At 35.1% G+C, this 15352-nt stretch carries 12 protein-coding genes; 3 read left to right on the top strand and 9 right to left on the bottom strand.

What is annotated here, in order from left to right; all coding sequences use genetic code 11:
• Position 1 precedes the first annotated feature (1 nt).
• Complete coding sequence (gene tes, locus MSWAN_RS03365) at positions 2–1483, bottom strand: tetraether lipid synthase Tes (protein WP_013825211.1); 1482 nt, start codon at positions 1481–1483, stop codon at positions 2–4.
• A 73-nt stretch (positions 1484–1556) separates the two neighbouring features.
• Here tes and MSWAN_RS03360 point away from each other — a divergent pair, with 73 nt between their 5' ends.
• Positions 1557–2075 carry a CDP-2,3-bis-(O-geranylgeranyl)-sn-glycerol synthase gene (locus tag MSWAN_RS03360; protein WP_013825210.1) on the top strand — a complete coding sequence of 173 codons (519 nt, stop codon included), beginning with the start codon at positions 1557–1559 and terminating at the stop codon, positions 2073–2075.
• 345 nt (positions 2076–2420) lie between these two features.
• Here the strand turns inward: MSWAN_RS03360 and MSWAN_RS03355 are convergent, their stop codons facing one another.
• The 6 genes from MSWAN_RS03355 to truA form a co-directional block, all read right to left on the bottom strand.
• Entirely contained in the window at positions 2421–3125 is a 705-nt protein-coding gene (locus tag MSWAN_RS03355; protein WP_013825209.1) for a hypothetical protein, read from the bottom strand.
• Positions 3126–3264: 139 nt separating this feature from the next.
• Positions 3265–4302, bottom strand: a complete 1038-nt coding sequence (locus MSWAN_RS03350; RefSeq protein ID WP_013825208.1) for a hydantoinase/oxoprolinase family protein — start codon at positions 4300–4302, stop codon at positions 3265–3267.
• On the bottom strand, positions 4299–5372 hold the full coding sequence (locus tag MSWAN_RS03345; RefSeq protein ID WP_013825207.1) for an ATP-grasp domain-containing protein: 1074 nt from the start codon (positions 5370–5372) through the stop codon (positions 4299–4301). Before MSWAN_RS03345 ends, MSWAN_RS03350 begins: the two co-directional genes overlap by 4 nt.
• 220 nt (positions 5373–5592) lie before the next feature.
• Positions 5593–6936 (bottom strand): non-hydrolyzing UDP-N-acetylglucosamine 2-epimerase, encoded by a 1344-nt coding sequence (gene wecB, locus MSWAN_RS03340; RefSeq protein ID WP_013825206.1) that lies wholly within the window; start codon positions 6934–6936, stop codon positions 5593–5595.
• Between the two features lie 312 nt (positions 6937–7248).
• Positions 7249–8670: a DUF460 domain-containing protein gene (locus tag MSWAN_RS03335; RefSeq protein WP_083809364.1), complete on the bottom strand. Its 1422-nt coding sequence runs from the start codon at positions 8668–8670 to the stop codon at positions 7249–7251.
• A gap of 355 nt (positions 8671–9025) precedes the next feature.
• Positions 9026–9841: a tRNA pseudouridine(38-40) synthase TruA gene (gene truA, locus MSWAN_RS03330; RefSeq protein WP_013825205.1), complete on the bottom strand. Its 816-nt coding sequence runs from the start codon at positions 9839–9841 to the stop codon at positions 9026–9028.
• Positions 9842–10030: 189 nt separating this feature from the next.
• Between truA and MSWAN_RS03325 the strand changes: the two genes are divergently transcribed.
• Positions 10031–10939: a DMT family transporter gene (locus MSWAN_RS03325; protein ID WP_013825204.1), complete on the top strand. Its 909-nt coding sequence runs from the start codon at positions 10031–10033 to the stop codon at positions 10937–10939.
• Positions 10940–11262: 323 nt separating this feature from the next.
• Positions 11263–11982, top strand: a complete 720-nt coding sequence (gene hisA, locus MSWAN_RS03320; protein WP_013825203.1) for a 1-(5-phosphoribosyl)-5-[(5-phosphoribosylamino)methylideneamino]imidazole-4-carboxamide isomerase — start codon at positions 11263–11265, stop codon at positions 11980–11982.
• A gap of 47 nt (positions 11983–12029) precedes the next feature.
• Here hisA and MSWAN_RS03315 read toward each other — a convergent pair whose 3' ends face one another.
• Together MSWAN_RS03315 and MSWAN_RS03310 are read right to left on the bottom strand one after the other, a co-directional pair.
• Entirely contained in the window at positions 12030–13280 is a 1251-nt protein-coding gene (locus MSWAN_RS03315; protein ID WP_013825202.1) for a putative PEP-binding protein, read from the bottom strand.
• Positions 13281–13636: 356 nt separating this feature from the next.
• Positions 13637–15199, bottom strand: coding sequence for a flippase (locus MSWAN_RS03310; RefSeq protein ID WP_013825201.1), 1563 nt, complete (start codon positions 15197–15199; stop codon positions 13637–13639).
• Positions 15200–15352: the final 153 nt, after the last annotated feature.

Genomic DNA, 15352 nt, shown 5'->3' with positions numbered 1-15352 from the left:
GTTAATCTTTGTTTAATGGTTTTGAGAATTTTTTCTCGATTTCATTTCTGTAAATTGTGTTCATTGAACAGAACGGTATTATTCTTCCATCAGGCACTGCATAATGAATAACACACTGTCTAACTCTATCCTGGTCAAAGTTCCATGGATCCATGAAGTGCATACATGAAACCAGTAGTGAGTTATGATGGAATTCTCCAAGAGCAGCGTAAGACCTTTCTCTAAATATTTGTGCCATTATACTTTTAATATCCACAGATTCCGGGGATTTTGACATATCCACAGTTCTTGGAAGTTCAACTGATGCCCTTGCAAGGACCTTGGCCTTAGAAACTATTCCACCCTTTTTAATATCATTGGTACTACGATTAAGAAGATCAAAAAATCTATCAACATCTATAAATTGTGTAATCGGAACCATTTCATCGTTATCAACAAAAACATAGGTAGCAGTACCGCAGTGAGGGTTGCATGTGAAGGTAACCTGTGGTTTTCCACCTTCCATCGCCTCAACAAACTCTGAAACTGGAGTAACACATGAAGCAGGGTAAAAATCCTCAACTTTTATCTGGGAATCTGTCTGTTCCTCCACAAACTTTTCAAAATCAGGAATTGTAACACGCTGCTCCTCTACCTCTTCAGCAGGAGTTCTGCCTGCAAATGAAACAGGCTGGAAGTTCACGCCCCTTATAATATCAATGTTATCAACTGCAAATTTTATTATATCCCCCACTTGATCATGATTTATTCCTTTTAAAAGTGTTGGGACAAGAACTATTCCAAGTCCAGCTGCACGACAGTTCTCAATTGCCTCTAACTTGATCGAGAGTAAATTCCTGTTCCTTATTTTTAGATAAGGCTCCTCAGTAATACCATCAAACTGAAGGTAAACAGTGTTTAGACCTGCTTCTTTAAGATCTTTAGAAAGCTGCGGGTTTTTAGCAAGTTTTATACCATTGGTTGCTATCTGCGTATGTGAAAATCCCTCTTCCTTTGCAAGTTTTACAAGTTCAACCAGATCTTTTCTCATGGTTGGCTCCCCACCAGCGTACTGAATTGCAGGAGTTGGAACAGGCTGATTATTCCTCAAATTTTTGAGCATTTGCCTTATTTCTTCATAAGATGGCTCGTACAACATTTTCGAAACTGCAGCATTTGCAAAACACACAGGACACTTCATATTACATCTATTTGTAACATCAATAAGCCCAAGGACAGTATGACTCTCATGCTCAGAGCACAATCCACAATTTTGAGGACATTCACCCTCAACAGTCGTTTGAGGATTCTCAATCCCCACACCCACTTTACCGTACTCTTTAACCATCTCATAAAGCTCGTCACTGCTCCAGTAAGTATTTTCAAATTTTCCATGTTCTTTACATTCTTTCTTTATCATGATTTTGTCTTTATCCTCATAGACTTCAGCGTCCAATACCTTAAGACACTCAGGACATAGACTTTTAGTTTGCTTTATAAACATCATCTCACCTATATACTATAGTTTATTTAATAGATAACATAATTATAATCTTGTTTTAAATCGGAGGTAAACTATGGACTCAAGTGTTATCAGTGTTTTCAATTTATCTGTATATGCTATATACTTTATGTTACCAGCATACCTTGCCAACGTTTCAGCTTTAACTTTTGGTGGTGGAATACCACTTGATTTCAACCATAAGTTTCGTGATGGCCGTAGAATATTCGGAAACGGAGTAACCTTAAGAGGAACTCTTGTCGGGACACTAATCGGGACTGTAATTGGATTGATTCAAGGTTTCATATCTGGAAATATTATTCAAGGAATATTGTTAGGACTTTGTTTAGGTGGTGGAGCTCTTATAGGTGATGCATGTGGTAGCTTCATAAAAAGGCGGATTAATATTAGCAGTGGGAGACCCGCACCTATTTTAGACCAGCTTGACTTTGTTGTTGGTGCACTTATTCTTGCATCACTCGTTGTTGTAATACCTGTTGACATGATTATCTTGATACTTATTATAAGTATATTTTTACATCTCGGCGCCAACATATTTGCTTATCTTTTTGGAATGAAGGATGTTTGGTATTAACCAAACTTACCTTATTTTATTTGTTTTTTAATAATTTAGTTCTAATAAGAAATTTAGAAATAAAATATAGACTATTTTAATAGAGATTTTAAGTTTATAAAGTTTTTTATCAAAAACTACAAATGAATTTTAAAAATCCTTAAAAGAAGAATTTTTTGATTTTATTCAATGAGATTATATCCATTTTATCTTTATTTAAAACCTCTTATTTTCATTAAAACTATCTAAAACAATATTATAAAAGATTATTCTCAAAAATAAACAACATTAACTGGAAAATAAGTTAATAAAAAATTTGTATTTTCATGAATAGTAAGTTATTATTGCAATTACTATTTTATTTGATTATGAATTATTAGCCTTTATAACGTTAAAACATGTGTCAATCAGTTTATAAGTCATTTCACTGGCTTCTTGAGAGTCACTCTGCTCTGGGATCTCATATACAAATACAGGAATTCCATTGGATGCTATGGGAGCGTCAACCTGGTTGATAGAAGTGCTTATTGCATCTTCATCTGTGGATCTCTGATAATAATTGAACTGAGGCAGCAAGCTATGGACAGCTTCCCCCAGCGCTACGGATTTGGTATCCATAGTTGGTGTGGCGATGTAAAAACCATTACCGTAACCTGATTCATGGTCATGACAGATTATCACAAGGCTGTAATTATTGGATTTTTCAATATCTGGAATTACGTAATTAGCAACAAGCCCCTGGCCATTGCTACGGCCTACCGCAAAGTCTTCTGGGTCATCAGTAACGTTTACTTGATAATTTACAATCTCAACGTTGTGGGTAAGTGCATACGATTTTATAACAGCTGGCACAACTGTTTTAGATACACTTTCACGAGGATGCATACCTGTTACTATGGCTATTTTAGTTGTAGATTGACCATAATGTGAATAAGCTTCCTTTGTAACGTAACCACTGCTATCTGAACCAATGTTAGAAGCATTAGTTAATTCCATGTTCGCCAGTAAAAACAGTGCCCCGGCCGCCATAACAATGCATACGCTGATTATAGCTATTTTTTTTCCTTTCACAATATCACAGTTAATATGACTTTTAATAAATACTTTTATCTTTTTTTAACGCTTTTCTTGGATTGAAGTTTGAAAGTTTAAACTTCTCAACTAAGGCTTCATTAAATTAAGAAGCCTTCTTTATAGTTAAAGCCTCTACTTAAACCTTCCTCAAATACTCTTCCATTAGAATAGCGGTACCAACGGCAGGGGCAACAACACAATCATCTTTTTTAAGTATTTGATCCATACCCACTGAATTTAATCCTGCAACTTCACTGGCCATTTTTCCAATTATATCCATTCCAAGGCCTGTCGTAACAACAGTATCGATTTGATTCCTCTGCGAAACCTCTAAAAGAGCTTCAGAAACCTTTTGAACCTGCATCTCATGTATGAACGCTGCAATTTCCCCAATATCTCCAGGACTTAAAACATCCATATCACCACATATAACCCTTGAAAGTCTTCTCATGCATTCGTCAACAGATTTACCAGCACCATCAGGAGTGTTGCAGCTGTAATCCTCTTTTTTTATATTACCCCTCACTGTATGGACGTCTGCTGTGATTGCAAATAGTTCTGAAGCCACTCGAATCCAAACGTCATCCAATGGCACTTTATCCACAATAGTTGCCACATTTGTTCTCAAAGTACCGCTGTAAATTAGTTCACCTGTTTTAAGCCTTTCAAGGTCTGATATTCCCTTTGCACATTCCTTTCCATTTTTTATAGGGATGATATCTGTGGTTGTGCTTCCAGTATCTATCATTATACAATTTGACTCTATTTTTGCTGCTATTGGTGCTGTTGCAATCCAGTTTGCAGCTGCAGCTTTCAATGGATCTTCTTTAAGCTTATTGAAATCAACAATTCCGTCGAGCCCCACAAAACCTACTGGAACATCAAATGTGTCTTTTGATTTTTTTGCAACATCCATTACCCCTTCTTTTTTGGTTTTGTATGCATCTACAAGCTCTGCTGTCATGGATATTCCCACAGCATCAATATCGTTAGCATATGAACCTAAAAGATCCAAAAGAGCCATTGAAAGCTCGTCTTTTTTCATCCACATGGGTAGATATTCAAAATCTGTTTCTATATTTTCTATATTACCAGATCTATCAAAATCAATGATTGCAAGGTCTGTATTTGCTCCTCCAATGTCGAATCCTACGATTTTAACTGTATCTTTCATTTTACCACTTTTATAATATTTAAATTGTTAAATTCTTTTTTAAATTCTACTTTGCCGTTTATAAAAACTTCAGAAGGCAATTTTTCGTTAACTGAATCTACAATGGCTTTACCAAGGTTGAAGTTTAAAATGTTTCTTAAAGCCACATACGGTGTTGTTAGCCTTGAATTTATTTCAACAATGTTTACATCATCCCCCAGGATCATGTCAACACCAACGTAACCCTTCAAACCATCAATGGATTCCACAGCTTCTTTTGCCACTTCTTTTGCCCTTTTCGAGAGTTCATGTTCAAGTGGAACATAACCGCCATTATAATCTATTTTACCATCTTTTAAATCAACGTTCTGGAAATTTAAACTTAGAGGAAGTGCAGTTTTACCATTAACTAACAGACTAACGCTTGAGGTTACCCCTTCAATGTAGTCTTGAATTAGGAAATATGGAAGTTTGGTCAGGGGTTTTATATCCAAAGAAGCTTTTTTAAATTGGGTTAAGGACCCTACAACTCGCACTCCCGCGCATGAAACACCATCTGCAGGTTTTACAACCTTCTTTATACCTTTAACTTTTTTTGAATTAGAAATTGTCCAATATTTCTCACCATAGTTATTTATATCTTCGAAAAAGACTTTTTCAGTGGGTATAAGGTATCGGCTAATTGATTTGTTATCTTTCAAAACGTTGTACATTTTAGATTTGTCCGTACACATCATTACAGCCTCAGAACTTGACCCTATAACTTTAACACCTTTATCTTCTATTGTTTTGGTGAGATTATAAAGAATAAGGTCTTCTTCCGGCGCTATAAGTAAGCAAGCATCGTATTTTTGGATATTCTTGCTTAACCAGTTTTCTAAATCTTCCTGGATGTTTACAGGTCTACCTTGTCCATTGTTTTTAATTTTTAGGTTCTCAGAAATTAAATAATCCACAGAATAATCTTTAGTATCTGCCACAATATCCTCAAAATCTGATAAAAGTCCTGAGAGCATTGCTCTACCTTCTGTGGTTATGGAAGGATCTTCTACACCTACTGCTGTTGCAAATTCAAAAATGAGTAGTTTCAAGTTTGTATAACTCCTTAAATTAAAATTTATGAAATTCTCGTATCTTAATATGTTCATAGATCTTTATTCAATGAAATTTTCATAACTCTATACATCTCATAACCTTCAAATAAATATGATTTTGCATTCATATTGCAATAAAACAAGCAGAATTAATCTATTAAATTCTGCTAAAAATAGATAAACAATATCAATAAGCATCAATTTACCCAGTTATGAATTATTTAACCCTGAAATTATTGACAAGTACTGTTTTACCTTCTAGATTAAGATCAGGATACGGGAACTGAGCTTCTTTTTTTCCATCAACATTTCCATCAAAAACAATGCTCACAGTTGAACCCCTGTTATTATCCTCAAATTCAGATACTGTAGTGTTATCATGTATTTCAAGAAGTTCTCTACCTTCATGACTCATTATATGTTCAGGAGATTTTATATCCAGTTTACCCTCATCAAACGCTTTCAAAACAACATCTAAAATCTTTTGGGAAGTCTTACCATCACCATATGGATTTTGAGCTTCCATCATTCCTTTGTAAAGATCTTCATCCCCTGAAATCTGTTTCAAAGTGTCTACTATTTTCTGCTTTGAAGATCCAACGAGTATGTTTCCGCCGGCTGTTACTGTTTCAGGCCTTTCTGTATTATATCTCAACGTCATACACGGCACATTCAATGTGATGGCTTCTTCCTGTAGACCTCCAGAGTCTGTCATGATGAATTTAGAATTTGATAATAAAAGCAAGAAATCCAGGTAACCTACAGGCTTGGTCATCTGAATGTGGGCTGCACTTTCAAGTTTATCATATATTCCATATTTTTTAAGGTTTTTGACTGTTCTTGGGTGCACTGGAAAGATTATTTTGAGATCCTCAAGTTCATCACCAATTTCCAGAAGGGCATCTGTTATGTTTCTAAGTCTCTGCGGATCATCAACGTTCTCAGCCCTGTGCATTGTAAGTGTAAGGACATCACCATCTAAATCCAAGTCTGATAATGCTTTTGAACTTTTTTCTGCAATTTTAAGGTTTCTTATACACGCGTCCACAATAGTGTTCCCGGTTATGAATATTTCATGGGGGCTTAAACCCTCAAAAAGTAGATTTAAAGCTGTTTCTTCCGTTGGTACGAAGTAAAGCTTCGAAGCCACATCTGCGACCTGTCTGTTTATCTCCTCCGGCATGGTCTTATCATAAGACCTTAAACCTGCTTCCACATGACCCACAGCGATATGGAGCTTTGAGGCTGCAACCGCCCCGGCAAGCACAGCGTTGGTATCTCCCTGTACCAGCACCAGATCCGGTTTTTCAGCTACCAAAACATCTTCTATCTTTTTTATCATCACCGCGGTCTGTTTTCCATGGGATCCTGAACCCACACCTATGTTAAAGTCTGGTTTTTTGAGTTCAAGGTCAATGAAAAACTTATGCGACATTTCATAGTCATAATGTTGACCTGTATGAATAAGAATGTAATCTATACCTCTTTTATCAATTTCATCAATTACTGGGGCCATTTTTATTATTTCAGGTCGTGTGCCTATTATTACTGCGATTTTCATGTTATCACATTTTATGAGTTTTAAAAGAATTTCCGTGAATTTCCGTTTATTTGATCTAAATTATATTTTAATCCAGATTATAATCAATTCTAATTTATAATACTGAATCTAATTCCATCCTTTGTAGTTTTGATCTGGATTATAATATGTTTATACATGTTTATACGTAAAGTTTTAATGTAAATTAAATCTTTTTACTAAAATTTCAGTAGATCCAATAGAATCAAACAAATTTCCAATAGAATCAAACAACTGATATTCAATCCATGTTTTAATCAAGATAGTTACCCTAAAAAATAGTAAATTTTAAAACTAGTCATTTTTATCTAACCGCTTTCTTTTAGCACGATATTCATCTATAACCTTTAAAAGTTTTTTTCTCTCCTCTTTTAATAATTTAGCTTCCATATCTTTATTCCATTGCCCTATCTGTTTTTTTAAGGTTTCAGCTTTTATGATTGCAAACTCATCGATCATTTCAAGATCCATCATTTTTGCATCCAGTATGGGGACCTTATGCTTCTCAAATTCTTCTTCTGCTTGATGAGCCATTTTATCTGCAATTATAACAGCCTTTATGCCCATATGTATAAGTAAAGATGCTGTTTGCGTACCTCCACCTTCAGAACTCACAAGAAAAACAACATCTCCTTTTTTTATCTTCCAGTAATCACATGCACGTTTTATCCCTTCTTTTGTGAACGATTCTATGATTTTCACCGGAACTACATTTTTAGAGAGCTCTAAATCCTTTGTACTTTTAATTAGTCTCAAGTTTTCCTCAAGCTCGCATCTTCTGGCTTTTTCTTCATTATATTTTCCCTGAAGACGTTTTATAGTTTCAACCTTGGATGCCATCTCCTTTTTGTATAGGATGTCCCTGGAGTATTCATAATATAATTTATCTAGTTTAGATTCAAGTTTTGATATTTCAGATCTGTATTTTTCAATATCCTGTTGAAGCTGACTGTTTTTCTGCTTTAAATTATTTATCTGTTTATCCTGAGCTTTTAAACGCTTTTTAAACTTTGAAATCTCTAAACGAGAAGTTGGGGTTTCTAAGCCTTCTTCCTCGATGAAAGATGTACCTAAATCGAACTCTTCATCTTCATTTTCGACCTCTGCAACGTTTTCAAGCTCCCTTTGAACCTTCAAAACGCTTTCTATTGCATTGCTTATGGACACATCATTTATAACCATGATTTTTATGTCATCCACAGCAAGATCAGGTAGTTCAAAATTTTCTGCACGTTTTTCTATTTGCTCAAGTTTATTCCTGTAATCTTTATAGGTTTTTATGGCCGCTGCCAGTGCATCCCGTTCATGATCGTTTTGTGGAACTTCATCCGAACGTATAACCTTGGATACGTCAGCCGACGATGTTTCACCGATATATTCTCCTACAAGCCCTATTTTTGATTCTACAGACATCGATCTGTAGGGAGAATGTATTTTTGAGTTAAGAGATGATGCAAGTTTTTTAACTGTTTTTGGTGGAGGGTAAACATCCGTTGCAATTAAAACAGCTTTTCCCTGACTCATGATGTGTTTTATTATTTCTGCCCGGGATATTTCCTTAAAACTCGTTACAGACAATATTTTTCCATTAAGATCGAGAATAGCAATTCCCACTGTGAGACCTGGGTCAAATCCAACTATTATACCGCGTTGTCCCTCACTGGTTTTTTCAGTTTCAAATTTTTCAGTTTTTAAAATTATATTTAAGCTTCTCATACCATTTGAACCGCGGATATTCCTATAAACCAGGTGATTGCCCCCAAATACTCTTTGAGTATAAATTTACATGTTTATGTGGTTTATCTAATCTTATATTGGTTTATCTAATATTTATTATTTACCAAGGATTTCTTTTGCAAGCTTGATATATAATCAATAATTTACAGCTCATCCATATTCCGGTACAATAGCTTAGAAGAAGTATTACATCCATTTAAAAAGTTTCAGCAATACAAAAAAGAATTTTTAAAAAAAAAAGAAGTTAACAGAAGAAAGATGAGTGATATTTGATATGAATCCATTGAGATTAATAATCCAAAACTAAAGAATTCATCATGATAACAATCAAAGATTAATCCCTTAAAATTCCCATCATCTCTTTTTGAACTGCAGCAATTGTTTTTTTCTGCAGATATTCAGTTTTAAGGGTTTTCAAGAATTTTTTTCTTGCATACCTATCGTATTCAAATTCAACACCATCATATTTAACATCCATCAAAATAAGACCATCTGGAGGTACTAAAAATATTGGAGCATATGAAATGGAATTTAAAAGTTCAGCAACTTCATTTAACTCCATCTGACCCCTTCCAACTTTTAAAAGTACCGCCACCATCCTTCGAACCATGTTCCAGAGGAAACTTTCACCAACCACATCAACCATGATCAAACCCTTCTTTTCAATGATATTAATGTCTTCTATTGTTCTTATTGGACTCCTTTCATTTCTTTTTGAGAAATTAGAAAAGTTATGGGTACCTTCAAAAATTTTAGATGCTTTTATCATTTTATTCACATCAAGATCCCTCCCGTCCAGGGGATCATCCACAAGAACATACCTGTAGTAACGGCTTTCAGCAAAACGTGGCTTGAAGTTATAGGGAACCTCTGCTTTTCCAATGATCTGTATTTCATCCACCAGATAATCATTTATCTGGTTTATTATGACTTTAGAATCTGTAACAAACGAGACAACATTTCCCATTGCATGAACTCCCCTGTCAGTCCGTCCTGCTATTGAATATCTAGAACTTTTAGGATCATCCATCAAATTTGCCTTTTTAAATGCATTTAGAAGTTCCTCTTCGACTGTCCTCCTGTTAGGTTGCCTCTGAAAACCATAAAAATCTGTTCCAATGTACGCTACCTTAAAAGCCACTCCACCCATTAAATCACCTTAAAAGCTTAAGTTTCATTTGTATTCATTTAATAAACTTATCCATAAAAGACTTTTTATCCATGAAAGATTACTAGTTCATAATCACGGTGTATGTTTGCAAAGGATTTACAATGAATTGTCTGTCAAATCAAAGTAAAACAATTTGTATTTTAATTTGACTTTTTGAGGGTTTATACAATGAATCGTTACTGGGGATACTTAAGCGTAATCACTGCTACTATATTCTTTGGAATATGGAACACCTTCAGCAAGATTTTACTTCAATATCTTGACCCAATAGCTCTCTCAGCAATTGTATATACCATTGCAGGTGTTTTTCTCTTTCTGGTTCGTTTATCACCCTTCAACAACAGGATAATGTCAATTTTGGATGGAGATGCCGATGCTGAAACCGTTATTTCTAGGAAAGATTATGGAATACTGATTATAACAGCAGTTTCAGGTTCTGTAATTGCACCAATAATTTATTTAAACGGTCTTAATCTGATCACAGCAGTTAATGCATCTCTACTAATGAACGTTGAGACACTGTTTATAATCATCCTTGGAATATTGTTTCTCAAGGAACGGTTTCATAAAAGAGATATTTTTGGATTTCTTTTTATTATTGTTGGAACTGTGTTCCTTGCAACCAATGGTAACATCGGAAATTTTTTAGTGGGCAACAACATCGGAAACCTGCTTGTGATAATTGCCGCATTATTCTACGGAATAGACACCATTTTAAGCAAGTTTTTAAGCAACAAACGTGACCTGATTATGGTAAGTGCTATAAAATGTTCGATTGGTGGTTCAATCCTGCTTTTATTGTCTCTTATTTTCGGGATGAAATTTAGTGTTCCTCTAAACCACATTCCCTACCTATTATTTATTGGGTTGGTGAGTATTGGATTTTCATTTGTTCTTGTTTACTTTGCAATCAGACGTATAGGATCCACAAGGACAGGATCTATCTTCTCCCTTTCATCATTGTTTGGAGCCATATTTGCATTTATAATTCTAAGCGAACCTTTTACAATTTCACAGTTATTATTCGGACTTTTAATGCTCGTCGGCGTTTTCATCTTGTATAAGAATGGTGAATGAAATGGTTTAGGAATTTAAGATGTATGTTTAGGAATTTAAGATGTATGTTTAGGAATTTAAGATGTATGTTTAGGAATTTAAGATGTATACATCTATGAATCGTTAACGTACTGTAACAAATGACCAAAAAAGATTTTAAAGTATTTGAAATAGATTATTTAAATGAAAAATAGATTATTTAATGATAATTATTTAATGAAAATGGATTATTTAAAAAAATCATGAATAACCGATTTGAAATAAAAAAAAATGTTTTAGGATAACTTAAGCATTTCTAGCTCTTAAAAAGCCATTAAATTAAAAAACCCAGAAAGGTGATTGTAATGTTTGTAATACCTGCAGTTGATATCAAAAATGGTAAATGCGTTCAGCTTATCCAGGGAAAACCTGGAACAGAACAGGTGATCATAGAAAACCCTGAAAAAGTTGCAAAGAAATGGGAGAATAAAGGAGCAAGTTTACTGCATGTGATAAACCTTGACGGGGCCTTTGGTGACACCAGTGCAAACCTTGACATTGTAAAAAAGATCGTTGAAACTGTTTCAATTCCAGTACAACTTGGAGGAGGCATAAGAACCAAGGAAGATGCCGCAAAACTGCTTGAAATTGGTGTAAACAGGATTATTCTAGGCACAATGGCCATAGAAAATCCAGAATATGTTGAAGAACTATCTAATGAATTTGGAAGCGACAGGATACTGGTTGCTCTGGATAGCAAGGATTCTAAGGTAGTTGTCAAAGGATGGACTGAAAAAACAGGAAAAACAGCCCCAGAACTTGGAAAACTCTTTGAAAAAAAGGGTGCTGGAGGTATATTATTTACAAACGTGGATGTTGAGGGTTTAATGGACGGATTTCATATTAAACCCCTTTTAGAGCTTTTAAATGCTGTTAATATTCCTGTAATCTACTCTGGTGGTGTGACTTCCCTTGATGATATTAAAAAACTCAGACAGACAGATGCCTATGGAGTTGTAATAGGTTCAGCCCTTTATAAAGGTAAAATAAAGTTTGAAGATGCCGTTACTTATGAAGATAATTGATTAAGGAATAAAATAACAAAAAACAGTTCTATTTAAATTCTATTTTTTTAAAATCCAAGCTCCTTCCCAAATCCCTTCATTATAATACCATTTTCAACATTATAAACTGTTTTACGTATTCTTAAGATTTGATCTGGATTGGTTGAAATGGAACTTATCCCAAACTCAACGAGCTTGCGTACAATTCTATGGTCTGATGCTGCGTGTCCGCATATGCAGCTTTCAATCCCATTCTCATTGCACTTTCTTATAACATACTCTACCATGTTCAAAACTGCAGGGTGCATGAGGTTGAAGTGTTTTGCAACTTTAACACCTCTTCTGTCCACTGCAAGGGCACACATGGTAAGATCACTCATTCCAAGTGTTATAAAATCAAGACCTTCCTTTACAAATTCATCAAAGCTGCATACTGCAGATGGTGTTTCAATTGAAGCACCCAAATCCAGATCCCTATGGGGGTGCAGACCAACTTCCTTCATAATCCTTTTGAACAGGATATATTCGGAAATATCTCTTAAAAATGGAATTTTAACCCCAAGATTATAGTATCCCTCATCCAAAAGGATTTTTATTGCCAAAAACTCAGCTTTTAGGATATCCTCATTTTTAAGGTCTTTATATATTCCCCTAAGACCCAAAAGGGGATTTGATTCATCTGGTTCAATATTTCCACCTTTCAAACGTTTTAACTCATCTGTAGGTATGTCAAACGTTCTGAACCAAACAGGTTTTGGGTAAAATGCATCAACTATCGTTTTTAGCCCTTTTACAATAACTTCTGTTAGCTTTCCCTCGTTAAGAAGAGTGAGTGGGTGTTTCCCAGTGCGTATTATCATGTTTTCGATTCTTATGGAGCCAACACCATCTGCAAATGGGGCAACCTTCTTTGCAATCTCAGGGATGTTCAAATTGACCTTTATCCGTGTTGAAGGATTGTAAACCTCAAAAAATTCTTTTTCTTCCTCACGTTCCATAAAACCCAGGTAGATGTTGCCTGTTCTGCTTTCAACAGTTACCAACATACCCTCTTTAAGGACTTCCGTACCTATTCCAGTCCCAACAACACATGGCACCTGCATTTCCCTCAAAACGATAGCAACATGACTTGTTATTCCACCGTAGTCCGTTACAACTGCACCTGCCTTCTTGAGATGTGAGAGCATGTCCCTCGATGCTCTTGAAACCACCACGATTTCTCCTCCAGTTAAATCCATGAGATCTTCGTAGCATTCAACCTTTTTTACTTCTCCAACACCGATATAAGGACTTGTGCCTATCCCTTTGAGTATTATCATGTAAATTATAGTTTGGTTTTTGTTATAGAAATATTTTGGGTTTTTTTATCATTCATCGAAATAGTTCATAAACAGACTAGCCACCCAAAAGATGGACTCATCATTCTAACAAGACTTGCAAAAAATGGATACATAAAATTATCATAACTTAGGAGGTAAAATTGGTAAAAGTTACAAACAAGACATTAATTCGTATTTTAAAAATAAATTCATAGTATTAAAAATAAATTCATAGTATTAAAAATATTCACAGTATTAAAAATAAATCCAAATAGTGTGTCTTATAACGGCAATATTAACGCTTTAAACTCCTTACAAACCAAAAAAAATAATTTAAAGAAACATACAATGAAAATCTAATCCGTTGCAAATCTCTCAAAGAAACCCACTATTTTGTTGAAATATCCTGAAAGGGGTCCTAATTTAGTCCCAAGTTTGTAAAGAGCACGTACATCATCTTTTTTTAAGCCCCCAATAACTGAAAGGATTCCAATGTATAAAAATGGTGCAATTATCATGGCCAGTATTAGAGATGTGAGGGTTTGTGGGAAGAATAAAAACACAACCCCCATTAAAAGTGATGCAATGATTATTCTTCCAAAGTCTCCAAGGGGTAGTTTTAATTTTGCTAGTTGAAGTGTTTTCAATCCAACGATAGCCATTATAATAAAGGATGCTATTGTTGTGGCTATTGCTGCACCATTTATTCCAAAGTAAGGCACAATTAATATGCTTAATCCCAGATCAATCGTGGTTCCCACAATCAATACGATCATTGGAAGCATTGGTTTTCCAAGCCCCTGTGCTATGCTAGATGAAATTGTGTAGAGCGTGAAAAACAACATTCCCGCAGCCAGTATTTGAAGGGCCACTGAACCTGGAATGTAAGATGGCCCAAAATATATCAATCGAAGTATTGGTGTTGCAAAAATCACTATTCCAACACAGAGGGGCAGTACAGAAAGAGTTACGTAACGGTATGACTGTAAGATATAAGTGTGTAAAAGATGCCTATCCTTTAGACCCATGGCCTCAGATGTGGCAGGTAAAACAGATGTTGCAACTGCCATTGATATTATGAGAGGCAGTCTTGCAATTGGGCTTGCTGCGTTGTAGTATCCAACAGCTTCACTTGGCATATAATAAGCTACGACAAATGTGCCCATATCATAGAGGGCCAACTCCGCAAGGCCGGTTATAACCACAGGTATGGAAAATAACAGTAACGTCTTAATAAGCCCCAGATCTTCCCTGAATGTGAATTTTTTTTCTGCACGTGAAAGTAAATCATGTTTATTTGAAATTTTGTTCCATACATGTTTCTTGAAAAGGAAAATTGCAGCAATCATTGCAGCCAAGTAACCAGCAGCTGTACCAATAACTGCTCCTGCAACATATGCACCAGCAAGAACCAGGCCCACAGCAACTGTTATCATGAAGAACTGCTCAAAAGCCCGGGTTATGAGTATATTGGTCATCTGGTACAATCCCTGAAAGGATCCCCTTAACGCTCCAACCACAACACTAAATGGTGTTATGAGTCCTATCAATTTAAATGGAAGTATAGCCTCAGGTTTATGGAAACCTAATGCAAGGGGTTCTGCAATGAGGTACATAATCACTCCAGCTGCTATTCCCAATATAATCATGAGCTTTGTGGATACACTTATAACCCTCTTAACCATAACATAATCCTTTTTAGCATTATATTCTGCAACGAATTTTGCTATGGCTGGTGGTAGCCCTGCCCCTGCAATTATCATGAGAAATCCTTGAGAGGGGAATGTGAGGCCTAAAATACCGTAACCTGCAGGCCCTAATAAATTCGCCATTAAAACTCTGTAGATCCAACCGCCTATACGGAATAAGAAGGCACCTAATAAAATTACAATACTTCCTTTCGCTATCTTTGAAGTCATAATAATTACCACTTAATTAATATAGAATAATAAATGAAATATATTTAATTAGTCCTTTTTTTCAATTTTTAGTAGTTTTAAATTCTGTTATTAATCTGTTATAAGTTACAATCATTTTTCAGGATTTAATCTATAATTATTTCCAATGAGTTA

The organism is Methanobacterium paludis (assembly GCF_000214725.1).
GTDB lineage: Archaea > Methanobacteriota > Methanobacteria > Methanobacteriales > Methanobacteriaceae > Methanobacterium_C > Methanobacterium_C paludis.
The sequence above is the reverse complement of the archived record's forward strand: the minus strand, read 5'-3'. Positions and strand labels throughout refer to the sequence as shown.

What these genes read in the sequence shown, in the direction of transcription:
- MSWAN_RS03310 (WP_013825201.1), bottom strand. Translation starts at nt 15,199, where the DNA reads ATGACTTCAAAGATAGCGAAAGGAAGTATTGTAATTTTATTAGGTGCC.
- MSWAN_RS03315 (WP_013825202.1), bottom strand. Translation starts at nt 13,280, where the DNA reads ATGATAATACTCAAAGGGATAGGCACAAGTCCTTATATCGGTGTTGGA.
- MSWAN_RS03360 (WP_013825210.1), top strand. Translation starts at nt 1,557, where the DNA reads ATGGACTCAAGTGTTATCAGTGTTTTCAATTTATCTGTATATGCTATA.
- MSWAN_RS03350 (WP_013825208.1), bottom strand. Translation starts at nt 4,302, where the DNA reads ATGAAAGATACAGTTAAAATCGTAGGATTCGACATTGGAGGAGCAAAT.
- truA (WP_013825205.1), bottom strand. Translation starts at nt 9,841, where the DNA reads ATGGGTGGAGTGGCTTTTAAGGTAGCGTACATTGGAACAGATTTTTAT.
- tes (WP_013825211.1), bottom strand. Translation starts at nt 1,483, where the DNA reads ATGTTTATAAAGCAAACTAAAAGTCTATGTCCTGAGTGTCTTAAGGTA.
- wecB (WP_013825206.1), bottom strand. Translation starts at nt 6,936, where the DNA reads ATGAAAATCGCAGTAATAATAGGCACACGACCTGAAATAATAAAAATG.
- MSWAN_RS03335 (WP_083809364.1), bottom strand. Translation starts at nt 8,670, where the DNA reads ATGAGAAGCTTAAATATAATTTTAAAAACTGAAAAATTTGAAACTGAA.
- hisA (WP_013825203.1), top strand. Translation starts at nt 11,263, where the DNA reads ATGTTTGTAATACCTGCAGTTGATATCAAAAATGGTAAATGCGTTCAG.
- MSWAN_RS03325 (WP_013825204.1), top strand. Translation starts at nt 10,031, where the DNA reads ATGAATCGTTACTGGGGATACTTAAGCGTAATCACTGCTACTATATTC.